The 22,047-nt window shown below is 68.2% G+C and carries 21 protein-coding genes and 3 pseudogenes; 12 read left to right on the forward strand and 12 right to left on the reverse strand.

Translation table 11 applies throughout. The features are described 5' to 3' along the window. Nucleotides 1–12 precede the first annotated feature (12 nt). From QFZ82_RS02335 to QFZ82_RS02345, 3 genes are all read right to left on the reverse strand, one after another. A complete protein-coding gene (locus tag QFZ82_RS02335; RefSeq protein WP_307711499.1) occupies nucleotides 13–423 on the reverse strand; it encodes a RidA family protein in 411 nt (136 codons plus the stop codon). An 89-nt stretch (nucleotides 424–512) separates the two neighbouring features. Beyond that, entirely contained in the window at nucleotides 513–1,190 is a 678-nt protein-coding gene (locus tag QFZ82_RS02340; protein ID WP_307711500.1) for a restriction endonuclease, read from the reverse strand. Between the two features lie 26 nt (nucleotides 1,191–1,216). Beyond that, nucleotides 1,217–1,414 (reverse strand): hypothetical protein, encoded by a 198-nt coding sequence (locus QFZ82_RS02345; RefSeq protein ID WP_307711501.1) that lies wholly within the window; start codon nucleotides 1,412–1,414, stop codon nucleotides 1,217–1,219. A 350-nt stretch (nucleotides 1,415–1,764) separates the two neighbouring features. On the opposite strand from QFZ82_RS02345, the gene QFZ82_RS02350 reads away from it, so the two are divergent. The 4 genes from QFZ82_RS02350 to QFZ82_RS02365 all read left to right on the forward strand — a co-directional run bounded on the left by QFZ82_RS02350 (nucleotide 1,765) and on the right by QFZ82_RS02365 (nucleotide 4,019). Then, the gene (locus tag QFZ82_RS02350; RefSeq protein ID WP_307711502.1) at nucleotides 1,765–2,028 is read left to right on the forward strand and encodes a hypothetical protein; all 264 of its coding nucleotides are present in this window, start codon (nucleotides 1,765–1,767) and stop codon (nucleotides 2,026–2,028) included. A gap of 379 nt (nucleotides 2,029–2,407) precedes the next feature. Continuing rightward, entirely contained in the window at nucleotides 2,408–2,560 is a 153-nt protein-coding gene (locus QFZ82_RS02355; RefSeq protein ID WP_307711503.1) for a hypothetical protein, read from the forward strand. A gap of 198 nt (nucleotides 2,561–2,758) precedes the next feature. Continuing rightward, nucleotides 2,759–3,466: a response regulator transcription factor gene (locus QFZ82_RS02360; protein ID WP_307711504.1), complete on the forward strand. Its 708-nt coding sequence runs from the start codon at nucleotides 2,759–2,761 to the stop codon at nucleotides 3,464–3,466. 202 nt (nucleotides 3,467–3,668) lie between these two features. Beyond that, nucleotides 3,669–4,019 carry a DoxX family protein gene (locus tag QFZ82_RS02365; protein WP_307711505.1) on the forward strand — a complete coding sequence of 117 codons (351 nt, stop codon included), beginning with the start codon at nucleotides 3,669–3,671 and terminating at the stop codon, nucleotides 4,017–4,019. On the opposite strand, the gene QFZ82_RS02370 is transcribed toward QFZ82_RS02365, so the two are convergent. Both QFZ82_RS02370 and QFZ82_RS02375 read right to left on the reverse strand, forming a co-directional pair. Continuing rightward, on the reverse strand, nucleotides 4,020–6,197 hold the full coding sequence (locus QFZ82_RS02370) for an MMPL family transporter (RefSeq protein ID WP_307711506.1): 2,178 nt from the start codon (nucleotides 6,195–6,197) through the stop codon (nucleotides 4,020–4,022). A gap of 49 nt (nucleotides 6,198–6,246) precedes the next feature. Next, a complete protein-coding gene (locus tag QFZ82_RS02375; RefSeq protein ID WP_307711507.1) occupies nucleotides 6,247–7,884 on the reverse strand; it encodes an acyl-CoA dehydrogenase family protein in 1,638 nt (545 codons plus the stop codon). 373 nt (nucleotides 7,885–8,257) lie between these two features. Here QFZ82_RS02375 and QFZ82_RS02380 point away from each other — a divergent pair. After that, nucleotides 8,258–9,056: pseudogene (locus QFZ82_RS02380) on the forward strand (IS5 family transposase). A 175-nt stretch (nucleotides 9,057–9,231) separates the two neighbouring features. On the opposite strand, the gene QFZ82_RS02385 reads toward QFZ82_RS02380, so the two are convergent. Then, nucleotides 9,232–10,638 carry an IS1380 family transposase gene (locus QFZ82_RS02385; protein ID WP_307711508.1) on the reverse strand — a complete coding sequence of 469 codons (1,407 nt, stop codon included), beginning with the start codon at nucleotides 10,636–10,638 and terminating at the stop codon, nucleotides 9,232–9,234. Nucleotides 10,639–12,148: 1,510 nt separating this feature from the next. On the opposite strand from QFZ82_RS02385, the gene QFZ82_RS02390 reads away from it, so the two are divergent. Further along, nucleotides 12,149–13,381 carry a cytochrome P450 gene (locus QFZ82_RS02390; RefSeq protein ID WP_307711509.1) on the forward strand — a complete coding sequence of 411 codons (1,233 nt, stop codon included), beginning with the start codon at nucleotides 12,149–12,151 and terminating at the stop codon, nucleotides 13,379–13,381. Between the two features lie 401 nt (nucleotides 13,382–13,782). Here the strand turns inward: QFZ82_RS02390 and QFZ82_RS02395 are convergent. From QFZ82_RS02395 to QFZ82_RS02405, 3 genes and pseudogenes are all read right to left on the reverse strand, one after another. Beyond that, nucleotides 13,783–15,029, reverse strand: a pseudogene (locus tag QFZ82_RS02395) (IS256 family transposase). Between the two features lie 45 nt (nucleotides 15,030–15,074). After that, nucleotides 15,075–15,530, reverse strand: a complete 456-nt coding sequence (locus tag QFZ82_RS02400; protein ID WP_307711510.1) for a DUF6196 family protein — start codon at nucleotides 15,528–15,530, stop codon at nucleotides 15,075–15,077. Nucleotides 15,531–15,643: 113 nt separating this feature from the next. After that, nucleotides 15,644–16,186: a TetR/AcrR family transcriptional regulator gene (locus tag QFZ82_RS02405; protein WP_307711511.1), complete on the reverse strand. Its 543-nt coding sequence runs from the start codon at nucleotides 16,184–16,186 to the stop codon at nucleotides 15,644–15,646. A 90-nt stretch (nucleotides 16,187–16,276) separates the two neighbouring features. On the opposite strand from QFZ82_RS02405, the gene QFZ82_RS02410 reads away from it, so the two are divergent. Together QFZ82_RS02410 and QFZ82_RS02415 are read left to right on the forward strand one after the other, a co-directional pair. Further along, nucleotides 16,277–16,798: a carboxymuconolactone decarboxylase family protein gene (locus QFZ82_RS02410; protein WP_307711512.1), complete on the forward strand. Its 522-nt coding sequence runs from the start codon at nucleotides 16,277–16,279 to the stop codon at nucleotides 16,796–16,798. Beyond that, nucleotides 16,795–16,995: a hypothetical protein gene (locus tag QFZ82_RS02415; protein WP_307711513.1), complete on the forward strand. Its 201-nt coding sequence runs from the start codon at nucleotides 16,795–16,797 to the stop codon at nucleotides 16,993–16,995. Before QFZ82_RS02410 ends, QFZ82_RS02415 begins: the two co-directional genes overlap by 4 nt. A gap of 401 nt (nucleotides 16,996–17,396) precedes the next feature. Here the strand turns inward: QFZ82_RS02415 and QFZ82_RS02420 are convergent, their stop codons facing one another. Then, nucleotides 17,397–17,570 carry a hypothetical protein gene (locus QFZ82_RS02420; RefSeq protein ID WP_307711514.1) on the reverse strand — a complete coding sequence of 58 codons (174 nt, stop codon included), beginning with the start codon at nucleotides 17,568–17,570 and terminating at the stop codon, nucleotides 17,397–17,399. A gap of 477 nt (nucleotides 17,571–18,047) precedes the next feature. Between QFZ82_RS02420 and QFZ82_RS02425 the strand changes: the two genes are divergently transcribed. The 3 genes from QFZ82_RS02425 to QFZ82_RS02435 all read left to right on the forward strand — a co-directional run bounded on the left by QFZ82_RS02425 (nucleotide 18,048) and on the right by QFZ82_RS02435 (nucleotide 20,501). Beyond that, nucleotides 18,048–18,482, forward strand: coding sequence for a subtilase-type protease inhibitor (locus QFZ82_RS02425; protein ID WP_307711515.1), 435 nt, complete (start codon nucleotides 18,048–18,050; stop codon nucleotides 18,480–18,482). A 378-nt stretch (nucleotides 18,483–18,860) separates the two neighbouring features. Further along, entirely contained in the window at nucleotides 18,861–19,859 is a 999-nt protein-coding gene (locus QFZ82_RS02430; protein ID WP_307711516.1) for an inorganic phosphate transporter, read from the forward strand. An 18-nt stretch (nucleotides 19,860–19,877) separates the two neighbouring features. After that, nucleotides 19,878–20,501, forward strand: a complete 624-nt coding sequence (locus QFZ82_RS02435) for a hypothetical protein (protein WP_307711517.1) — start codon at nucleotides 19,878–19,880, stop codon at nucleotides 20,499–20,501. 875 nt (nucleotides 20,502–21,376) lie between these two features. Here the strand turns inward: QFZ82_RS02435 and QFZ82_RS02440 are convergent. Continuing rightward, nucleotides 21,377–21,541: a hypothetical protein gene (locus tag QFZ82_RS02440; RefSeq protein ID WP_307717982.1), complete on the reverse strand. Its 165-nt coding sequence runs from the start codon at nucleotides 21,539–21,541 to the stop codon at nucleotides 21,377–21,379. On the opposite strand from QFZ82_RS02440, the pseudogene QFZ82_RS02445 reads away from it, so the two are divergent. After that, nucleotides 21,524–21,632: pseudogene (locus tag QFZ82_RS02445) on the forward strand (transposase); the annotation flags it as partial. The gene QFZ82_RS02440 and the pseudogene QFZ82_RS02445 overlap by 18 nt on opposite strands. Here QFZ82_RS02445 and QFZ82_RS02450 read toward each other — a convergent pair. Further along, complete coding sequence (locus tag QFZ82_RS02450; RefSeq protein ID WP_307711518.1) at nucleotides 21,630–21,956, reverse strand: hypothetical protein; 327 nt, start codon at nucleotides 21,954–21,956, stop codon at nucleotides 21,630–21,632. The pseudogene QFZ82_RS02445 and the gene QFZ82_RS02450 overlap by 3 nt on opposite strands. Between the last annotated feature and the right edge of the window lie 91 nt (nucleotides 21,957–22,047).

Below are 22,047 nucleotides of genomic sequence, written 5' to 3' on the forward strand. Positions count from 1 at the left end.
GGATGAGAAAACTCAGTCAGGCAGCGCCACAGTGAGATCCACCTCGATGAGCTGTCCTGAGAAGCCCAACTGCGCGACGCCCAAGAGCGTGCTTGCGGTGGTGAACGCCGGAGCGAGAGCAGAGCCGGTGAGCCGGCCCCATGCGGCTCCCAGAACATCTCTGTCGTCGCTCCGCACGTAGATCACCGACCGCACCACGTGCTGCGGCTGGGCGCTCACCGCTGTGAGAGCAGCAAGCGCGTTCACGACAACCTGGTCGACTTGCGCCTCAAGGGAACCGGAACCGACGAGGGCACCGCTCCGATCAAGCGGGCACTGACCTGCCAGATAGGCCGTACGGCCGGCCTCCACCACGGTGATGTGGTGGTAGCCAGGCGTCCCATGCAACTGTTCGGGATTGATCCGGGTGATCTTCACAGTCATGTCCGTGAGTCTGACCAGCGCACAGTGCGCACGCACCGCAATTTGTCCCGCCGAACAGCACTCGGGAGACCTGAGGTTGGAGAACAATCTCAGGAGATGCGGGAGCGCAGGCGGGGTGGGCGGCGGGGAACGGCACTCCTCTGCGGGCGGCGGGGCAGCCGCAGCAGGTCGTGGAGCGGCGTGCCTGCTGCGGCCCAGGCCTGGAGCCGGTCGCGGTCGATCCAGTACACGTGATGGCGGTCGCCCCATGTCCTGGCATCCCGGGTGAAGGTGCCGTTGGTCACGACAACGGCGGCATCGGCGCGGTGGACGGGGCCGGCCGTGCCGTTGACCTCGTACATGACGTGTGAGCCGACCTTGCCTGCGACTTTGGTGTGCTTGGCCTGGATGACGATCTTTCCGTGCCGGTGGTGCCGGCCGATGACGTCCGCAGCCTGGTCTCCTTGCCGTCCGACCCGGTCGGCGGTCCAGCCGTCGCGGACCAGGAGGTCGGCGAGAACGAACTCGAATTCCTGGTCGTTCATGGCGTCGATACTGCTGAGTGTGATCTGCAGGCGGGAGAGGCTTGCGGTGCGGACACGGGCGGCCCGCGATGCACGCACGAGGCGCCAGACGGAGTAGAGCATCGCGGCCGCTGCGAGCGCGGCCGGCACCGGCCAGACGCGCATCGCGGCGTGCCCTGCGACCACTACTGCTCTGACCAGGGCAGTCGCCACAGCGAGGGCGACGATTCCGGCTGCTGCCCACTCCCCCGCGCCGCGGGGCATACGCGGCCGTATCCGTCTGCGGGCCATCAGCGCTGCGCCGGTGCAGAGACGGCGGGAGCGGGCTCGGGCACCTTCTGGGAGGTGTCGCCGAAGCCGATGACCTGTCCCCATAACCAGACGCCGGCGACGAGGGCAGCAATCGTCCAGCCGCTCATCTTCTTCCGGCCCGGGCGCGGGTTGCGCCTGCGGTGGGCGCGGACGGTGTGGAAGCCTTCCGGTGGCATAGGTGTCTCCCTCCCCAGGCACGGCTGCCGGTCGCGGCCGTGCTCTCTTCCATGGGTGTAGCAGCGGGCACCGACAGAACCGGGGGAACGATCACCGCCCCTGAGCTGTCCAGAGCGCGAAGTGGACACCAGGCTCACCGGCGTTCGATTCCCGCCCTCGATACCACCCTGACCTGGAGGGAAGTAGAAAGCGATGCGGCACTGCCGCCGCCGGGACACGGTGGGTGTAGGCGGTGAAGGCCGTAGCCGCCTGGTCGCCCCGCGTTCGTCTGCCCGCCCCAAATGGCGAGAAGACGCAGCCGTGTTCGACTCCCGCTGACGGAAACACCGGCCCTCGCCTGATCGAGACCATGCACGAGGTGACCGAGCAGCTGGCGCGGGAGTCCGGCGGGCGGCTTGGGCGGGCGCTCGATCTGGTCGAGGAACTGGTCCACCGACGGTATGAGAAGGAGCTCGCCGATCCGGCAGAGCAGAAGCGTCTGCTGCTGCCTCTGTCCACGTTCTACAAGCGGATGGACGAGCTGCGCCTGTCCGACATCCTGCGCGGGACGACGAGGCAGCGGGCGTCGCAGGCGAGCAAGCCCCGTAGCCGTACAAGAACTCGTCGGCGCTGAAGCCGGGTGAGCTGATGCAGATGGACACCGCTCCCCTGCGGACTGCAGCCCTGGGCGAGGACGGCGAGGTCATGTCGGCGGAGCTGACCACTCTGATCGATGTCGCGTGCCGCAGCGTCCCCGCGCTGATGATCGTTTCCGCTGCCACGGGCAACGGTCTGGTCGGGCAGCGGATCGGCGGCCGCGCAACACGGACCTTCGACCTGGTCCTGACCTGCGCAGTGCTATGCGCCGCTGCCGACCGTGTCCGGCTGGGACGCGCTGACCGCAGCGTCGGCGTCCGCGCTGCCGTTCGGGAAGCTACGCGAGTCCGATCCCAGGCCTGGGAACACGCTCTCCTGGCTCGACCTTCGTCTTGCCGGCTCCGGGGCAGGCACGGATGAACAGCGACGCAGGGGCATGGATGGCTTCCGGGCTCGGCGGTCAGCTGATCACCGAGTTCGTTGATTTCGTTTACCACATTCGGGTCTCCGGCGAACGGCGTCTTCTGGCCGTTCTGAAGGTCAAATCCCCAGCTCAGCGGCCGTACTGAGATTTCCATCACCACACACGCGTGAGTTAACACCGTGCACACACCGCCTGATTATCATGCGCTCATACGCAGAGGCTGTGCTTCGTTTCCTCACGGCCGAGGGCCGGGGAGCGAGGCCGGGCCTGTGATCCGGAACTGACGGGCGACACACCGCGTCGGCATCGACCGAGGAATTCTTCATCCTCGGTCGATGCGAGGATGAAAGGAACGGGGGGGATTTTGTTGGGGGAGGACCGCACGCGCCCGGTCTCGGCCACCGTTGAAGCAATCGTCTACGACCCGAACCAGCTCAGCCTCATGGGGCTGACCGGAATTCTTCAGGGTGCCGCGATTCGTGTACTGGGCCGTTTCTCCGACACGGAGAGCTTCACGGAGGCGGCCGCCAGTTCTTCGGCGGACGTGCTCCTTGTATGTATCGACAACCTGCCGGCTCCGGAGATCAGGAAGATCATCGGTGGCCTGGTCGCGGAGTACGGCAGTCGGCCGCCCTACATGGCGGCGATGTCCATGTCGGCAACGGGAGCGGCACACTTCGAGGCGCTCAAGGCCGGAGCCCGCGGGGTGATTCTCAAGAGTCACCCGACGAGCCGGCTGCTGAACGCGATCACGACGGTGGCGGATGGCGGAATCGTGTTACCGGCCGCCATGGCGCACGTACTGATAGAGCACTACATCCCGGACAGGGCGAACTCGTTCGGCGATGCGGAGAGCGGGGACATCAGCCTCACGTCACGGCAGCGGGACGTGCTGGCGCTGGTGGCCCGGGGGTTGTCGAACTCCGAGATCGCCGATTCGCTGAGCGTGAGCCGGTCGACGGTGAAGAGCCACATCTCCGCCATGCTCCGCAGCCTTGAGCTGCGCGACCGGACACAACTCGTCGTCTACGCCCACCGCAGCATCGCGTAGTCGCGCAGTCGGAGCGGTTCCAAGACGAAGCAAAGGCGAAGACGAAGGCGAGAAAGGCTGCCCCCGGTACCGCATGCGCGGTACCGGGGGCCGTCCGTCGGGCGAGAGGCCGTCAGGCGCGGGATACGCCGCGGCATATGATGCTCCGGACGACGCGCCCGAAGGACAAAGGTCGAAGGACGCCGACGCCTGGGGGGCGCCGATGAACACCGTTCTGACCGTGCTCTCGTTACTCCTTGGCCTCTTGTTCCTCGTGACCGGCGGCATCAAGGTGCTGAAGGTGCCGCAGTCACTGCGGATCCGCGACCATCTCGGCGTCCCGCCCGCGCTGTGGCTGGTGATCGGCGCCCTGGAGGCGGTGGGCGGTGCCGGGCTCCTGGTCGGTATCGCGGTTCCCGTGCTCGGCCTCGCCGCCTCCGTCGGCCTGACGGGACTGATGACCGGCGCCATCGCCTCCCGGTTGCGGGTCCGCGACCCGTTGTCGATGGTCCTTCTCGACGTCGTGGTCCTCGCGCTCGTCGCGGTGGCCGTGGGCCTGCACGCGACAGTCTGACTACACGAGAGCCTGAGTCCGCTCCTCCTTCTCCCCCACCGGGGCCTCCCCCGCGCTCTCCCTGATGCCGTACTTGGCGTAGAACCGGCGGAGCGGCCCCGGCGCCCACCAGTTGGCGCTGCCGAGGATCTTCATGGTGGCCGGTACCAGCACCATCCGGACCAGTGTGGCGTCCACGAAGATGGCGACGGTCATGCCGATGCCGATCAGCTTCAGGAAGCTGACTCCCCCTGTGGTGAACGTCGCCACCACGACGATCAGCAGGAGCGCGGCCGCGGTGATGATCCCGCCGGTGCGCTGCAGCCCGACGACGACGGATCTGGTGTTGTCCCCGCTCAGGTCCCACTCCTCGCGGACCCGGGAGAGCAGGAACACCTCGTAGTCGGTGGCCAGTCCGAAGAGCAGAACCAGGATGAGGACGAGGTTGCTGGCCTCCACCGGTCGTTGGGTGAAGTCCAGGATTCCCGCCAGATGGCCGTCCTGGAAGGCCCACACCACCGCGCCGAAGGCCGCCCCGATCGACACCAGGTTCATCAGCACCGCCTTGATCGGCATCAGCAGCGAACCGAAGGCGAAGAACAGCATCACCAGGGTCACGCCGACCACGACCAGCGCCAGCCAGGGCAGTCCGTCGGCGATGGCGTCCATCTGGTCGTTGACCTGGGCCGCCAGGCCCGTCACGTGCAGGGTGCTGCCGTCGGGCGGGGTCAGCCGGCTCAGGTCCTCGGCCAGTTCCCGGGTGCCGGGGCCCTGTTCTCCACTCGAGGACTTCACCTGGAGCAGGGTCGCGTCGGCGTTCGCGGCGACCGGTGTCACCGACACCACGTGGTCCATGCCCTCGACGGTGGTGCTGACGGTCTGCGCCGCGGCCTTGCCGCCCCCGTCGACCATCAGGAGGAGCGTTCCGTCGGCACCGCCGGGGAACTCCTCCTTCAGGCGCTCGGAGACGACGCGGCTCTGCGTTCCCTCCGGCAGCACCCGCTCGTCCACGGTCTCGAACGTGGCGTGGGCGAACGGGACAGCCGCCACGATCAGCACCGCCAGGACGCCGACCAGGTACACGACCGGCCTGCGCATCACGGCGGATCCGATACGGGCCCAGAATCCGAGCTCGTCGCCGCCCGCGACGTCCTGGTTCCGCCGTCGGCCGAGCCGGCCGGGCAACTTCAGGGCGTCGACCCGCTTCCCGAGAACGGCCAGGACGGCGGGCAGCACGATCAGCGCACTGATGATCGCGACGCCGATCGCCGCGCCCCCGCCCAGGGCGATGCCGTGCAGGAAGGGCAACGGGATGATCAGCAGGCCGGCCAGTGCCAGCAGGACCGTCGAGCCGGAGACGACGACGGTCCGCCCCGCGGTGGACATGGTGCGGACTATCGCGGTCCGCTCGTCCGCTCCCGCCCGCATCTCCTCGCGGAACCTGCTGACGATGAACAGCGAGTAGTCGATCGCGAGGCCGAGCCCGATAATGGTGATCACGTTGATGGCGAACACCGACACGTCGAGCACGTAGGTCAGCAGCCTGGTGATGACGAAGCCGCCGAGGACCGCCAGCACGCCGACCACCATCGGCATGCAGGCGGCGACGACACCACCGAAGATGATCAGCATGAGCACCGTGAGGATCGGTGTGGCGATGATCTCGGCGGTGAGGATGCCCTCTTCGGTCTTCTTGTTGAACTCGGCGAGCGCCGCCTCCCGGCCGCCCACGAGCGTTGTCGTCTCCGGGACGGCGAGGATTTCCCTGAGTTCTTCGTACTGTTCGTTGCGGGTCTTCTCGTCGGTACCGGTCAGGCTGATCGTGGCGAAGGTGGACCGGCTGTCCTCCGACACGAAATCCGGTGCCTTGGTGGTGAAGAAGGAGCGCACATCGGCGACTTCGGGCCGCTCGTCCAACGCGGACAGCGCGTCGGAGACCGGTTCGGTGAATTCGGGGTCGTCCATGGTGTGCCGGTCGGACGAGTAGAGCACCACCACGTCGGCGTTCTGCCGGCCGAATTCCTGCTCGATACGGTGATCGGCCTTGGCGCTCGGGCCGTTGTCGGGGTAGAAGCCGCCGTCACTCAGCGAATCGGTGACGCGGGTGCCCCATATCGCACCGAAGGCGACGACCCCGATGGCCAGGGCGATCACCACCCAGCGCATGCGGACGACAAGGCCGCCCAGCCGTGCGAACATCAAACGGTCCCTTTCGAATGGGGAACTGGCACGTTTTTCCTGCGGTGGTTCAGGACCGGGTGAGGAGTTCGTCGAGTTTCCGGTCCTCGCCGGCCAGGCTCTGCTGGACGTCCCCGATGGACGTCTCGTATTCGGCGATGCGCTCGGAGAGGAAGTCCGCGTCGAAGACCCCGTACTGCCGCTTCTTGTCGTTGGCCGTGTGCATCCGGTCGGCGAGCTGCCGCTCCGCCCAGAACGCGGTGTACTGGTCGAGCTGCGTACCGGTGCGCTTCGCCGTGTACTCCGTCATCGCGGCGAGAATTCCCCAGCAGGCGAGTTCGCCCGTGATGTTGGCCAGGATGTGCTTGTTCCGGTACGCGGTCTGCGTTCCCCTGTCGGATTCCGGGAGACTGGCCATCAGGTCGCCGTAGGTCTTGCCGAGCAGTTCCAGGGTCGACCGGGCGCCGTACCGGTTGCCGATCAGTTCGGCCAGCTGCTGCGGGTCCTTGGCGATCACCGATCCCATGTACACGGTGAGGGTCTCGGTGGCGCCCTCGAAAATGCGCAGCAGCCGGATGTCCCGGAAGAGCTTCCCGACGATGTTCGTGTCCAGGTAACCGCGGGCGCCGAGGAGCTGGACGGCCCAGTCAGCGACGCGGAACGCCAGCTCGGTGGAGAGGATCTTGCAGGCCGAGTAGAGCTCCGCCGACACCTCGCGCCCGGCGTCCAGGTCGTCCGCGACCTGCTGGACGAGGATCTCCACCGCGCGGGTGGCCGCCATGCACTCGCTCAGGATCTGCTGGGCCCGCCCGTTGTCGAGCAGCTTGCCCGTGGCCACGCTCCTGCGCGCCGCGAACCGGGCGGTGAGCTGGAGGCACCGCTTCATCACGCCGATGCACGCGCCGCCCAGCATGCCGCGCCCGCCGTAGAACGCGCTCTGCGCGACCGCCATCCCCTCGCCCTCGGCGCCCAGCAGCGCGTCGGAGGAAACCCGGAGATTGTTGATGTCGATCCGGTTCTGCGGAAAGCCCCGCATTCCGAGGGTCACGGCCTCAAGTCCGGGAACGAAACCGGCGCTGCGGCCTTCCACGAGAAAGGCCGAAAGTCCCTTGGGGCGGCCTTTCTCGTCCGTCGTCTTCGTGAGGAGATTCACGTAACCGGCCCACGCGCCGAGGCTGATCCAGCACTTGGTGCCGTTCACCACATAACCGCCGGGCACCGAGGTCGCGGTCGTGGCGATTCCCTGCACATTCGACCCGATGTCGGGTTCGCTGACCGCGAGCGTGGCGAGGCTGGTGCCCCGCGCTATCTGCGGCAGGACTTCGGCCTTCACCCGCTCGTCGGCGAACGTGCGGATCGGCGTCACACCGATCGCGTTGTGCACGCCGACGATCAGCGCCAGATTGGTGTCCATGACCGCCGCCTGGGCGATCACCCGGTAGGTGTCGGCGTGGGAGAGTTCCTGGCCACCGTACTTCTGCTGGACCTGAAGCCCGAACAGGCCGGCCTTGCCCAGATCCAGAATCGCCCCCGGCGTCACGCTGCGCCGGTCATCCATGATCGACGAGTTGACGCGCTCGTCGGTGTACTGCCGGAGGAACGAGATCAGCTCGTCCGCTCGGGCCGCACTGCCGGAATAAGAACTTCCGGTGGCGGAGTCGGACACGTCCTGGGAAAAGGACGCGGGCAGCACCTGGTCAATGGTCATTCTTTCCCCCGTGTTCACGCTGTGCTCGGATTCGATGAGTGTCCGCCGTTGTTCGGCGCGTCGAACCTAACAAGCCGGCGGGAAAGAACTCTTCCACCACCGGATCGAATTCCGCCTCATCCCTCCGCCGAGGACGTCGTCCCCGGGACTACCGGACCTCATCCGCAAGAACAGGACCTGCTTTCGAAAGTGCGCATCCCGATCGGAAGCGGTTCCACAGCGCCGCGCGTGAGCGGTTCAGTGCCTGACGAGTTGCAGGCCGGGGGTGGAGTCCCAGCCGGTGAGCTGCAGGATTCCGATGGTACGACTTGGCCATGACTGCTAAGACGTCATCTCATTTGGCTGGTTCGGTAGTCTGCCGGTCGTGGTGGGGATCGTTGAGCGGCTGGTACCGGACGAGTTGTGGGAGTTGTTCCAGCGGGTGGTCCCGGAGGCTCCTTCGCGACCTCAGGGTGGTGGCCGACGTCGGCATGGTGACCGGGAGGTGCTGGCTGCGATCGTGTTCGTGGCCACGTCAGGCTGCACCTGGCAGCAGTTGCCCACGGCTTCGTTCGGGCCGTCAGGGGCGACAGTTCACCGGCGATTTGCCGAGTGGACGAAAGCCAGGGTGTGGGCCAAGCTCCACCGGCTGGTCCTCGATGAGCTCGGCTCCCGCGGCGAGCTGGACTGGTCCCGCTGCGCGATCGACTCGGTGAACATGCGGGCCATGAAAAGGGGGGCCTGACAGGTCCGAATCTGTCGACCGGGGCAAGTACGGGTCGAAGATCCACTTGATCACCGAGCGGACCGGTCTGCCTCTATCCGTCGGAATCTCGGGGGCGAACCTGCACGACAGCCAGGCATTGATCCCTCTGGTGAAGGGCATACCGCCGATCCGCTCCCGCCGAGGAAGCCGACGACGCAGGCCGGGAAAGCTCCACGCCGACAAGGGATACGACTACTCCCACCTGCGGCGATGGTTACGCGGGCGCGGTATCAGGCACCGCATCGCCCGCAAGGGGGTCGAGACGTCGCAGCGGCTGGGCCGCCACCGCTGGACCATCAAGCGCACCATGGCCTGGCTCGCCGGCTGTCGCCGCCTCCACCGACGCTACGAGCGCAAGGCCGAGCACTTCCTCGCCTTCACCAGCATCGCCTGCACACTCATCTGCTACCGCAGACTCGCCAAATGAGATGACGTCTGAGAAACACGCGCTAACCTCGCCGTTTCGGTTGGGGCGATGAGGCGTCGTTGAGGGGTAACTGGCGGGTGGCCGACGCGATTTCGGTGTTCGGACATGGCGGAGTCCCGGCGCGGTGGTCGGGTTCTCCGGGGTCCTTGGGGTCGTGGGCGGGCAGGGTTGCCGGTCAGTCGGCGGGACGGGGCAGTGCTGCGAGGCGATGGAAGGCCGTGGCCAGTTCGTGTCTCCAGGGCCAGGTCGCTGATATCCGCAAGCGCAGGCGTCGGCCGCCGCGGGTGAGACGGGCGGCGACGTGCAACAGCCGGTAGCGGAGCTTCTTCGGTTCGGCAGTGGCCAGCTCCCCGTCCAGCAGCAGGACACGGGTCCAGGCCAGCAGATCGATCGCCGCGAGGCTGAGTTCGAGCCAGACGGCATTGACACCAAAGTCGCGGGAGGGGAAGCGGCCGAAGCCGGTGGTCTTGCCGCACCGGATGTGGTCCTCGACGCATGCATGCCCGCGGTGACGGACCTCCAGGAACTGGGCCGAGCCGCCACCGGGGTAAGGGGTGTCGGTGAGGAACACCTGATGTCGCAGGCCCTCGTCCTGGTCGAACAGGGACAGCTGGGCGCCGGGGTGCGGCCGCTCCCGGCGCACGATGATGCGGGTGCCGCCCGGGTAGCCGTCCAGGTCGACCATCCCGGTCAGCTCGGCGACCTCGGCGCCATCACGCAGCGTCCCGTCCTGGTCCAGGGCGGGATGCCAGAGTCGGTCGGGCACGGCCCGGATGGCGCGGCGGACCGGCTCGGTGATGGCGTATCCGACCGAGAAGAAGGTACGGATTCCTCGTTTCCGCACGTCGCGGACGTGGGCGAGGAAGGCTTTCGCGGATCCGGCGCTGTCGGCGCGGACGAGGAGGTCGGTGCCGTGCCGGTGGGCGTCGGGGATCTGGGCGAGTGCCTGGTCGAGCACCGCGATGTGGTCGCTCGCGGTGTTGGCGCCGGAGTTCCCGGGCCGCAGCCGCCCCGACACCGCCTCGCCGGTGTTCGCCAGGAAACACAGCAGCGGATGGAAGCCGAAGCCGCCCTTATAGGTCGGGGCGGCCTGCTCCTTTTCCGAGTGGGAGGCGACCAGCGTGGCGTCGAGGTCCAGGACCAGGCCGGGGAGTTCTCGTCCGCCGGCCCGGGCAGCGGGTATGCCCTCGCCGGTCTCGGCGGCCTGCATCCAGGCGACTTCCCGGGCTGACGCGCGGGCCGCTCGCAGCGAAGCGAGTGCCGCCTCGTCGGTGTCGGCGAGCAACCGCCAAGCCGTGGGCGTGGAGGCGACCGGGCCGAAGACCTGGCCCTGGTCCCGCAGCACCGCCAGATCCGCGATCGACTCACCGCCGTCCGCGAGCATCACCGCGAGATCGGTGGCGACCCGGCCCGGATCATGCCCGGTCCCGCGCGGCCGAAGCGGCCGGAGAGCGGCGGAGTACGCGGCCGTCAGCCCGGTGGCATCAGCGAGATCCGCCAGCAACCGTGCCCCGGCATGCCCGACCACCCCCGAACCATCGGCACTGACCTGAACCTTGGGACGCAACCCGATAGCCTGCACGTAGAAAGTGCCCTCCGCCTGGACTGACAGAACCCCTCAGCAAGGTTCATCGTCCCAGGTCAGGAAGGCACTTTCGCGTTTCTGCCCCAAAGCCAGCCGTACCCAAGCGAAACGGCAAGGTTAACCTCGCAGGGATCCGTTGGAACAACGACACGCTGTGGCCCACCCCTGAATGGGCAGCTCACATGCGAAGAGCATCGGTGGAGATCCCCTCTGGATCCTGGGTCTTCGTCGTCCTTCCTGAAGAAGGCCACGACTTCGCCCATCGCGGCTCCTTGGCACCAACCTCATGAGACGGAACACTTAGCGCGCTCCCGTGGCCACGGGCGCGCGTGCCATGGAAGACACCCAGATGCCCGAGCCGCTGCGGCAGGCGGTTCACCAGCTCACCTCCGATGTGGTCACGAATTGCCAGGAGGCTGTGCGGTCCCGCTTCCCGACATCCGAGGCCCCGGCTGAGCGCCAAGAGTACGAAGAGGGACCGACAGTCGAGTGTTCGTCTACTCCGGGCCAGGATCGCCCAGCGGGCTACGGTGCCCGCAGTCCCAGCACCTCACAGTCTCCGGAAGGTTCTCGAATCGCGTGCCGGAGACGCCGAAGGAGCCGTCGATGCGGAAGCCTCCGCAGCCCTGGCACGGCGTGGCCTGGAAAGGCTTGTCGCAGCGGAAGCAGTCACCTTCCGCGCTGTCCTGGTCGGGGCGGGTAACTCGAGTGTCTGCGCTGCCACATCGCACGCAGAACGCTTCTTGGGTCTTCATGGTCTTGGTGTACATCAAATCGGCAGCAACGTTCCCCCTGCTCCGATCCGGCGACGTCGCCACCAGTCACCGTCGCGCGTGACGCGGAGACCGCAGGGTCGGGTGACTCCATAGAGCCGGGGGCCCCTGGGTGTCATTGCTGATCCCCCGCGGCTCGTGGCGTTTATGGGAAGGGCTACTGCACCAGCGCGGCGAGGGCCTGGTCGGCCATCTGTACTCCCCTCGTGGCCGCGATGGTGGTGCCGGCCTCGAGGAGCTTGTCCTTGAGCTGGGTGGCGAACTGGCGCAGGCGGGGGGAAGCTCACCGCAGACGGTTTCAGCCAGCCTGCACGCAGGCCGGACCACGGTGCGTGACGCTCTCGGCACCCTCCTCTAGACTGACCCGCCGCTGGCGAACCACTGCATCACCTGTCCCCTACCCCGCGGACATCGATGCCGTCCTGTTCCCGACGCAACAGCCCGTCGTCATTTCCGTGGCAGCCTGCAACAACGACCCCCAAGTGACCGAAGGCCGGGGCGGGATCGCGGGGCACCCGCGCCCCCTGGCCTGGAGCATCGGCCCCACACCTGCCCGGCCCGCTCCGACACCTGCCTCGTCGCCGAGACCGCGATCAGCTACCTGCTCGATGCCATGTCCGGAACAGTCCTCGCCGCCCCCGCCGCTGAGCCGCGGCTGGCAGCCCGGTCCCTTCCACCGCGACTTGGAAGCCCTCCCCGTCCAATTGCCGACTGACCCGCTGAAGGAGAACGCAGTGTCTCAGCAGTCGATACTCGTCCTGGACCCCACCGGCTCCGACCACCATGCGGAGCACCAGGCCCTGCGCACCCGCGGTCCGGCCACCCGCGTGGACATCCTCGGTGTGACCGCGTGGTCCGTCACCGATCCCTCTCTCCTCAAGGAACTCCTCACCAGCCCGCAGGTCTCCAAGGACGCCCGCGCCCACTGGCCGGCTTTCGCCGAGACCGTCTCCACCTGGCCCCTCGCCCTTTGGATAGCCGTGAACAACATGTTCACCGCCTACGGCGGCGACCACCGAAGGCTCCGCCGTATGGTTGCGCCGGCGTTCAGCGCCCGCCGCATCCAGGCCATGCGGTCCGCAGTCGAGAAGGTCATCACCGCACTCCTCGACGACCTCGACTCCAAGCCGGCCGGTGAAGCGGTCGACCTGCGCAAACACCTCGCCTACCCGTTGCCGATCGAGGTGATCGGCCAGCTCATGGGCGTCCCCGATGAACAGCGCGACGGCTTCCGCGCCGAAGTCGACGGCGTCTTCGACACCACCCTCACCACCGAACAGGCCACCGCGAACACAGCTGCCCTGTACGAGGCCCTCAACCAGTTGATCGCGGTCAAACGGGCCGAGCCCGGCGACGACATGACCTCCCTCCTCATCGCCTCCCGCGACAGCGAAGGCGACGGCAGCGCACTCACGGACAACGAGTTGCGCGACACGCTCCTGCTCATGATCTCCGCCGGATACGAGACCACCGTCAACGTGATCGACCAGGCCGTCACCGCCCTGCTGACCAACCCCGAGCAGCTCGCCCACCTCCAGTCCGGTCGCGCCGACTGGAGCAGCGTCGTCGAGGAGACTTTGCGCCACGAGCCCGCGGTTAAGCACCTGCCCCTGCGCTACGCCCTCACGGACATCCCCTTGCCGGACGGGCAGACGATCGCACAGGGCGAGGCGATCCTCGCCTCCTATGCCGCCGCCAACCGCCACCCCGACTGGCACGGGGATTCCGCCGACTGCTTCGACCTCACCCGACCGACGAAGGAGCACCTGGCCTTCGGACACGGCGTGCACTTCTGCCTCGGCGCCCCGCTCGCCCGCCTCGAAGTCGCTACCGCCCTTCAGCAGCTCTTCGAGCGCTTTCCCGAGATCGAACTCGCCGTGCCCGCCGAGGAGCTGAAGCCGCTGCCGTCCCTGATCAGCAACGGGCACCAGGCCCTGCCCGTACGCCTGCGAGCGGCTGCCCGCTGATCCCCGAACCCATCAGGAAAGCCGTCATGACCACCACTGCCTCCCCTTTCACACCACTCAGCCCGGCCGAGCGGCGCTGCCCCGGGCCTGGAAGTGGAGGCGGGTGGCATCGCCGGAGCGAGCCGCCGCCCGCTCCGGCTCGGCCTCGGGGTGATGTCCGGGAACAGGATGAGATCCTGTACGACGTACGACGCCCAGGGACCCGGTCAACGGCGCTTCAGCTGTCGTGCAGGTCCTCCACTGACAGCTGCGCAAGCCAGTCGGCACGGACCCGCTGCGCACCTGGCTTCAACCGCCGGGACCAACACAGCTCCCGTCCCCGGGCTGTGCCCGGGGCCATTGTCTGAATGCTCGTCAGTAGGCTCTGTAAAGTTACCGGTGGTTCTGGAGTTGTCAGGGGTTCAGCGTCGGGCGGCGGAGAGCCGGCCGTCGAAGGTGATCTCGAAGGCGTTGAGTGCGGCCTTCCATCGCTGTGACCAGCGTTTGCGTCCCTGCCCGGTCGGGTCCAGGCTCATGACGGCCATGTAGACACACTTGATCGCTGCCTGCTCGTTCGGGAAGTGTCCGCGGGAGCGGACGGCCTTGCGGATGCGCGCGTTGACCGACTCGATGGAGTTCGTGGTGCACACAACTCGCCTTATTTCGGTGTCGAATTGGAGGAAGGGCACGAACTCGGCCCAGGCGTTCTCCCACAACCTCACGATCGCGGGGTACTTCTTGCCCCACGTCTCGCAGAACTCCAGGAACCGTTCCTCCGCGACGTCCTGGGTGGGCGCCGTGCAGACGGGCTTGAGCGCCTTGGAGATCTTGTCCCAGTCCTGGCGGGCCGCGTAGCGAAACGATGCCCGCAGCAGGTGGACCACACAGGTTTGAGTGATCGCCTGGGGCCAGACCGTCCCGATCGCGTCGGGAAGTCCCTTGAGTCCGTCGCAGACGACCATGCAGACGTCGTCGACGCCCCTGTTCTTGATCTCGGTGAGGACCTGGAGCCAGTACTTCGCGCCCTCGCCGCCGTCGCCGGCCCACAGTCCGAGAATCTCGCGGGTGCCCTCGACGGTGACCGCGAGCACGACGTAGATCGGCCTGTTGGCGACCTGACCGTCCCTCAGCTTCACGTGCACACAGTCGATGAACAAGACCGGGTAAACCGAGTCGAGAGGCCTGTTCTGCCATTCGTTCATGCCGTCGATCACTTTGCCGGTGATCGTGGAGATGGTGGTCTTGGAGACCTCGGCGCCGTAGACCTCCGCGAGGTGGGCGGAGATCTCCCCGTGGGTCAGCCCGCGGGCGGACAGCGAGAGCACCATCTCGTCGACGCCGGTCAGCCGACGCTGCCGCTTCTTGACGATCTACGGCTCGAAGGAGCCCTCACGGTCCCGGGAACCTCGAGTACGACCGGTCCGACCTCGGTCACCACGGTCTTGGACCGGGTGCCGTTACGGGTGTTGCCGCAGGCGGTCTTCTCGTGCTTCTCGTGCCCGAGGTGGTCGGTGATCTCGCCTTCGAGAGCGGACTCGAGGATCCTCTTCGTCAGTTGCTGCAGCAGCCCGCCCTCGCCCGTCAGCTTGATCCCGTCGGCCTTCGCCTGGTCCACCAGCTGGCCGATCAGCCGGTCGTCCAAAGCGTCCGGCACCCCGGCGGGCTCCACTTCCTCGATGGCCTCAGCCGAGACGATCACGCCTGTCATCAGGTGTTACTTCCTGTTCGAAGATCCACCGTTGACCGTACAGACCAGACTCCGCACGTGCGCCACGGCCTCGTCCAGAAGTCGTGCGGGGACGAGCCAGTAGTCGTAGATGCCGCCCTGCGCGGAGTTGTAGCCGCAGAGCACGGCCACGCCTGTGCCGAGGTGGTCCTTGAGCTCGCTGGCCAGCCAGCCCACGAAGCCGCTGTTGTCCGCTGCGGCCGGGAAGTGAAAGGAGAAGACGCCGAAGATCTCCGCCTCGTCACCCCACGCCGGCTCGAGGACCGACCAGCTCTCCTCGTCGCGTACCAGAGCAAGCGCGTCGGCGGACGGCTGCGGCATTGGCCTTGCGGGATGCTCGTGGTAGGCCCAATGCCCGGGCAGTACTGTGAAAACGGCCCCTGCAAGCACGCGGCGCAGCCGCGTGCGGGTTTCCTGTGGTGTTTCGTGACTGATGCTGACCATGTGCCGTTCCTCTTTCGGTTCGGGGCGTTCGTTCGTCCATTCCGCAGGATTCCCCCCTTGGGCGTGCGGCGGTCGACGGCGCCGTTGATCCCTGGGGGCGCCTTGCCGGGACGTCAGGTGCCGAGCATGGCTGCCGCCATGGCGCGTGCTTCATGGGCGGGGGCGGTCGTGCGTTCCCGCAGCGCGGTGACGATCGCCCCGTCCATCAGCAGAACGAACTGCCGTGCCAGTTCTTCGGCTTCGACGTGGCCGCTGTCCGCGAGCAGGCCGGCGACATAGGCCGTGACGCTCTCCTTGTGCTCGGCCGCGACCCGGTATGCAGGACTGCCGGTGTCGGCGGTCTCCGCCATGGTGTTGATGAAGGCGCAGCCGCGGAAGTCGGCGCGGGAGAATCGCTCGGCCAGAGCGTGGAACACGTCCAGCGGCTCGCCGCCCAGCGCTGCCACCCGTTCGGCCAGCCAGGCGCGCCAGGCCTGGTCCCGCCGCCGCAGGACCGCCACGACAAGGTCGTCCTTGCTCGCGAAGTGGCGGTAGAAGGAGGCCCGGCCCACGCCGGACTCGGCCAGGATGCGCTCCACTCCGACCGCCCGGATGCCTTCGGCGTAGAAGAGTTCCTCGGCGGTGTCAAGAAGGCGTTCGCGCGCTCTGGTGGCCATGAACTCACCTTATCCCGGCCTTGACGGGAAATGGAACCGATCGGTACCGTCACTGCAAGACGGAACCGATCAGTACCATCTGGAGCCATCGTGCCACGCATCCCCCAGCTCGCCGAGGACGCCTCGGAGCTGCTCGACAAGACCCGCCGCCAGTTGGGTCGCGTGCCCAACCTCTACGCGGCGCTCGCCAACGGCCCGGCCGCCCTCGCCGGCTATCTGGCCATGCGCGAGCACCTCACCCGAGGCGTCCTGTCGGCCCGACTCCGAGAGCAGCTCGCACTGCTGGTCGCACAGGAGAACCACTGCACCTACTGCGTCAGCGCCCACACCCTGCGGGGCAGCAGACTCGGCCTGACCGACGAGGAGCTGGCCCGCACCCGGCAGGCGTCCGACGACTCCGACCCGCACGCCGATGCCGTACTGCGTCTGGCCCGCGACATCATGGACACCCAGGGCCGGGTCGACGACGGGGTGCTGGCCGACGCCCGCCAAGCCGGGGTGACCGACGCCGAACTGGCCGAAATCGTCGCCCATGTCGCGCTCAACACGCTGTCGAACTACTTCAACCACCTGGCTCAGCCCGACCTCGACTTCCCGGAGGTCGCCGCATGACACGCGACTGGCGTACCGGCTCCATCGAACTCATGGACGGCTACACGCTCAGCGGCGCCGACGGCCGTCGCATCAACCGCGCCGACGACGTCCGTTTCGCGATCGAGGGCGGCTTCGTCAACATCCGGCTCCCACAAGTCCCGCACATCCAGGTCGTCTCCGCACCAGCCGTGCGCCTGATCAGCTGCACCCCGTAGAGATCAGGCAGGACGACGTCGGAGGCCGGTTCCGCAGAGCAACGGGCCTCTACGGCCGGGCCCGGACGGTGAAGCAGCGGGCGCCGGCCGGGCGCGACGCAGGCATCGCCCCGTCGATCCACACCCACATCGCCAACCGCGACCGCCACCGAACGCAGGAGCACCGACCGGCCGAGCCGGTACGCACCATCAGCGAAATCGACGCCTGAACGATCTCTTCCCGCAGCTACGCCCCCACCCCGCCGGTTACGGTGCCGGACGGGTGCCTGATGATCCGGGCCAGGGGCTGTGAGCACCGGGAAACCCTTCCTCATGCGAAAGGTGAGCCACGACCCGTCGCCTAGTGACCACCGAAGGGCCGCCAGGGACGGCCGGCCAGGTGGGGACCCTCTGCCGCTTGCTCAGCAGCGGTTCACTTCGGGGACGACCGGCGGCAGTGCCCAGGGTTCCACCGTCCCGTCGCAGTACTCGGCGAGGCACTGAACTGCGCCGCCGCTGTAGTGCCACCACACTCCGCCACGGGAAGCGACGGTAACGATCCAGTCCTGCGGGGTGTCTCCGGTGGTGCTCCACATGAACTTGTCGCTCTCGTCCGACTCTGCCCAGGGCAGCAGACCGCCAAGTGCGGGATGGGCTCGCAGCTGATGTGGGGTTCCAGCCAGGCGCCGGCAAGTACGTCGAGACTGTGGCGGATGCCGCTAACTGATCGTTTCAGAATGAGGGGCGTAGGGCATGACGTCACTCTTGGCCGTCGGGCAGCGGCCGGCAGGGGCGAAGGGGGACTTTTCGGCCGAGGTGAGGCAGCCGGTGCGCGAGCATGTGCCCCTTGCGCTGCTGGTGAGAAGAACGGGGCGGCAACGCGTCAGGCGGGTGGTGCAGTTGTGGCCCCGTGGATCGAGGGAGCTGCTGTGCTGGTGAGCTGCAACGATGCGCGAATCAGACAGGGCTTACCCACAGCGCGCGTCCGAAATAGTGGTCTACCGTGTGCTTTTGACTCATGCGTGCGCAACGCTGCTCGTATCGGCAGACGCCTTCGAGCAAAGGAGTGCTCCATGCGACACCGCGCAGGAAAGGCCATGGCAGCCGCAGGGCTGGTGGCGTGCTCGACCGTCCTTCTTGCGGGCCCGGCCCACGCCGAGTCGGCACGACCGAGCAGCTTGTACGCTCCCTCGGCGATGGTGCTGGCCGTCGGGCAGGGAGAGAACGCGGCGGCAGCGACGATGCAGCGGGCGGTGACGCTGCAGTGCAGTCCGGCACCCGGCGGGGACCACCCCGACGCACGTGGCGCCTGTGCCGAGCTGCGCAGCGTCGACGGCCGGCCGGCTCTGCTCATCGAGGACAGCAACCAGCGCCTGTGTCCGCAGATCTACGACCCGGTGACCGTCACGGTCGACGGCGTGTGGGAGGGCCGCCGCCTCTCCTACGAGGAGACCTTCGCCAACCGCTGTCTGATGGAAGGAAAGGTGCCGCAGCTCTTGCAGTTCTGAGGCGGTCACCTGCCCAGGCCCGGTCTCCACGAACGTGGAGACCGGGCCGCTGTTGTCCAACCGTCGTGGTCCCGGTGGTGCTCACGCACCGAGCCGCCGCCGTGGCGTTCCTGGGGCAGCCGCTCCATCATGTGGAGGAAAGCCTGGTCGACCTCGCCGATCTCATGGGTGTTCGGCACCCTCACGGCGTTGAAGCACAGCTCCGCGGTGTCGGTCGGTCCGGCGCACGTGGTGTCCGGGTCGTCGAAGCCGCTGATGTGCGTGTCGCGTGTCCGTGCCCGGCTCCCGGGGGTTTTTCACGGCAGGATGGAGACAGGGCGAGGGCGCCTGCGGCCGTCCGGTGCTGTGACCGTTTGCGTGGCGAAAGGTGATCCGGCCATGGAGCTCACTCTGGTCGTGCTGATCATCATTGTGGGACTGACGTTCGACTTCACCAACGGCTTCCACGACGCCGCGAACGCGATCGCCACCTCCATCTCCACCCGGGCCCTCACGCCCCGCATCGCCCTGGCCATGGCAGCCGTGATGAACTTCCTCGGCGCTTTCCTGGGCACCGAGGTCGCCAAGACCGTCGGCAGCGGCATCATCGGTGCGCCTAAGGAACTGTCGGGCCTGCTGCTGGTGATGTGCGCGCTCATCGGCGCGATCGGCTGGAACATCTTCACCTGGTGGCGGGGCCTGCCGACCTCGTCCTCCCACGCCCTGATCGGCGGACTGGTCGGTGCCGCCCTCGCCGCCTCCGCCACCGTGCACTGGACCGGCATTGTGGACAAGGTCCTGCTGCCCATGCTGCTGTCCCCGCTGGTCGGCGTGGCCCTCGGCTACACACTGCACACGATTATTCTGTGGGCGTTCCGCCGCTCCGCCCCGCGCCCCGTCACCCGCCGCTTCCGTATGGCGCAGACCATCTCAGCCGCCGCCATGGGCCTCGGACACGGGTTGCAGGACGCGCAGAAGACCATGGGCGTCATCGTCCTCGCGATGGTCACGGCGGGATGGCAGGACGACTACTCCGTACCCCTTTGGGTGATCGCGGCCGTGGCCGCGGCGATGGCCGCCGGCACCTACAGCGGCGGACGTCGCATCATCACCACCCTCGGCCGGCGCATCGTCCACCTCGACCCGCCGCGCGGCTTCGCCGCCGAGACCGCCGCCACGGCCGTCCTCTACACCACCGCGTTCGTCTTCAAGGCCCCGATCTCCACCACCCAGACGATCACCGCGGCCATCCTGGGCGCCGGCGCGACCCGGCGCATCAAGGCCGTGCGCTGGCAGGTGGCCCGTTCCATCGGCACCGCGTGGGTCCTCACCTTCCCCGGAGCCGGGCTGCCCGCCGCCGCCCTCTACCTGATCCTGGATGCCATCACTGGCCTGTAACCTCAGCGGAGGCCCACGATGCCCACCCCACCCACACCCAAGTCGGGCAGGCCACCACGCGCGGGACTCCCCGACGGCCTCCCCGTGCCAGGCCGCTTCACCCATCTGCACCCCGACGACGGCGCCTGCCTGATGGAGGCGGCCTCCCTGCTGGCCACCGGCCGCTTCACCGACCGCCCGCCCGGCACCCATCCGGTACTCGCCGCGCTCGCCCGTGCGGTCAACGACGCCGTCGACGACACCACCCGCCACACCCTGTGGCCGCTGGCCGCCGATCTCGCCGACGCGGACCCCGCCGACCGCTCCTACGGTCCCCTGCTGGTGGGCACGGTCGTGGACGCCGCCCGCCGCGTGCGGCCCGGCTCTCGGCACCTTGAACGCCGCAGCGCGGCCTGCCACGCCCGGGCCCACCGGCTCGCCCGAGCCCGTACCACGACGACTCTCGCCCGCATCGCCGACATGCTGTGGTGGCACGGCCCCGGCCACCACCACCTCGAACACGCCCTCCGAGTCCTGCTCACCGCCCCCGACGCCGAACAGCGCCTGTCCCGGCTCCTCCATCGGGCCGTGACCGAGGCCCGGGTCCGGAGCACCAGGGAACAGGCACCGACCCGCGCGGAGACCTCCTCGCGGCGCGGATGAATCCCGGCCTGCGAAGCCGGGCCGGCTGACCAGAATCGGGACTGCAAACCGTGCGGTGTAACTCCTGATCAAGGAAGATGCATCGATGCCGAGCGGAACGTGACTGAGCGCAGTTCAAGCCCGTGCTGGAGAAGATCCGCGTCTCGCGGATCGGGCCGGACAGGCACCGCAGGAAACCGGACGGCCCGGCAGCGGATGAGGCCTACAGCAACGGGCCTTGCGGCGAGTACCTGCGGCGCCGGGGCGCCCGGCACACGATCCCGGAGGAGACCGACAGCCAGGCCGCCCGCCTACGCAAGGGCTCGTGCGGCGGACGGCAGCTCTCGCGGCGACGAGCCGGTCGGGCGCGCCCGGCGACGAGGCGAGTCGCGGCTTGCCGTACCAGACGGGGTTGTCGTCGAGGCTGACGGTCGGGGTCGCCTCGGCGATGGCGACCGACCCTTGCCAGCGTCGAAGACGGTGGCCTGGTAGCCGAAGAACAGCCGGCCGCCGACGACGGCGAGGCTCTCCGGTTCGGTGTCGGCCCGGTTGGGATGCGCCGCGTCTCGTCAAGGTCGCGGTGTCGATGACGGAGATCGCGTCAGCGTCCGGGAGCGCCACGTACAGGGTGGACGCGTCGGCCGACTCGGCCATGCCCCGCGCCCCGTCGAGACCCTCCCACCTTCTTCACGACCTGCCCGTCGTGGTCGGTGGGCCAGCACTGCGTCGTCGCCAGGGGGCTGAGGGCCAGCGGTGTCGCCGGGGAGCGGCTCACCGACGTCCGGGTCGACGGAGACGACGACCAGAGCGCGGTCCAGGGCGTGAATCCCGGACTGTTTCTCCAGCTGCTTCGCGGCGGAGTCGGAGAAGGTGATACGGGCGCGCCGCGGGGCTCATCAGGCAACGGCCGGGCGCTGAGCGGCGAGACGGGTGAGGTGGGCCTCGCGCAGTTCCTCCCACGGCGTGCACTGCTCGGAGTCGGGCAGGCCGTTGGTGGCGATGTCCTCAAGGACGGCGGCGAACCGGTCGGCGACGGCAGCACCTTCCCGACCGCCGACCACCTCGCCGCCTACGCGGGTCTCGCCCCGGCGGCCCGGAGCTCGGGCTCACCGATCCGTGGCGAATACCCCCCGGAGAGGGAACAAGCAGCTAGCGGCTCAGGCCAGGTCGGGGCGGATCCGCCCGGGGGTGGCGCGCAGGCCGGTCAGGGGCCGGGGCGCTGCCCTCGTCGATCTCGCGGTGCCGGCCGTCCCGCCGGACGGGCAGCAGCACCACGGCGAGCGCCGTCGCCGAGCGACGCAGCAGCGCGGCAGCGAGCAGGGCGGAGACGGCAAGACCGCGCCACGGCAGGAACGATTCCAGCAGACTGCCCAGCCGCCGACCCGAGTTGGGGAGGGCTGAGGGGAATGCGAGCAGGAACGCGACGGCTGCGGCGCATGCCGCGATGACGCGGCCGCGCTGCCGTCGGGAGCGCACCGCGCGGTCCTCGTGGCAGCCCTGCTGCGACTCCGGTTCGCAGACGCGGCAGGAGACCGGTCCCGCGGGCCACGTCGTCCATCCGCAACAG

It is taken from the genome of Streptomyces sp. V4I23, assembly GCF_030817975.1.
Lineage (GTDB): Bacteria > Actinomycetota > Actinomycetes > Streptomycetales > Streptomycetaceae > Streptomyces.

What these genes read in the sequence shown, in the direction of transcription:
- QFZ82_RS02420 (WP_307711514.1), bottom strand. Translation starts at nt 17,570, where the DNA reads ATGTGGAGCACCACCGGAGACACCCCGCAGGACTGGATCGTTACCGTC.
- QFZ82_RS02400 (WP_307711510.1), bottom strand. Translation starts at nt 15,530, where the DNA reads ATGGTCAGCATCAGTCACGAAACACCACAGGAAACCCGCACGCGGCTG.
- QFZ82_RS02345 (WP_307711501.1), bottom strand. Translation starts at nt 1,414, where the DNA reads ATGCCACCGGAAGGCTTCCACACCGTCCGCGCCCACCGCAGGCGCAAC.
- QFZ82_RS02375 (WP_307711507.1), bottom strand. Translation starts at nt 7,884, where the DNA reads ATGACCATTGACCAGGTGCTGCCCGCGTCCTTTTCCCAGGACGTGTCC.
- QFZ82_RS02340 (WP_307711500.1), bottom strand. Translation starts at nt 1,190, where the DNA reads ATGCCCCGCGGCGCGGGGGAGTGGGCAGCAGCCGGAATCGTCGCCCTC.
- QFZ82_RS02350 (WP_307711502.1), top strand. Translation starts at nt 1,765, where the DNA reads ATGCACGAGGTGACCGAGCAGCTGGCGCGGGAGTCCGGCGGGCGGCTT.
- QFZ82_RS02415 (WP_307711513.1), top strand. Translation starts at nt 16,795, where the DNA reads ATGACACGCGACTGGCGTACCGGCTCCATCGAACTCATGGACGGCTAC.
- QFZ82_RS02360 (WP_307711504.1), top strand. Translation starts at nt 2,759, where the DNA reads ATGAAAGGAACGGGGGGGATTTTGTTGGGGGAGGACCGCACGCGCCCG.
- QFZ82_RS02370 (WP_307711506.1), bottom strand. Translation starts at nt 6,197, where the DNA reads ATGTTCGCACGGCTGGGCGGCCTTGTCGTCCGCATGCGCTGGGTGGTG.
- QFZ82_RS02435 (WP_307711517.1), top strand. Translation starts at nt 19,878, where the DNA reads ATGCCCACCCCACCCACACCCAAGTCGGGCAGGCCACCACGCGCGGGA.
- QFZ82_RS02430 (WP_307711516.1), top strand. Translation starts at nt 18,861, where the DNA reads ATGGAGCTCACTCTGGTCGTGCTGATCATCATTGTGGGACTGACGTTC.
- QFZ82_RS02355 (WP_307711503.1), top strand. Translation starts at nt 2,408, where the DNA reads ATGAACAGCGACGCAGGGGCATGGATGGCTTCCGGGCTCGGCGGTCAG.
- QFZ82_RS02405 (WP_307711511.1), bottom strand. Translation starts at nt 16,186, where the DNA reads ATGGCCACCAGAGCGCGCGAACGCCTTCTTGACACCGCCGAGGAACTC.
- QFZ82_RS02365 (WP_307711505.1), top strand. Translation starts at nt 3,669, where the DNA reads ATGAACACCGTTCTGACCGTGCTCTCGTTACTCCTTGGCCTCTTGTTC.
- QFZ82_RS02335 (WP_307711499.1), bottom strand. Translation starts at nt 423, where the DNA reads ATGACTGTGAAGATCACCCGGATCAATCCCGAACAGTTGCATGGGACG.
- QFZ82_RS02425 (WP_307711515.1), top strand. Translation starts at nt 18,048, where the DNA reads ATGCGACACCGCGCAGGAAAGGCCATGGCAGCCGCAGGGCTGGTGGCG.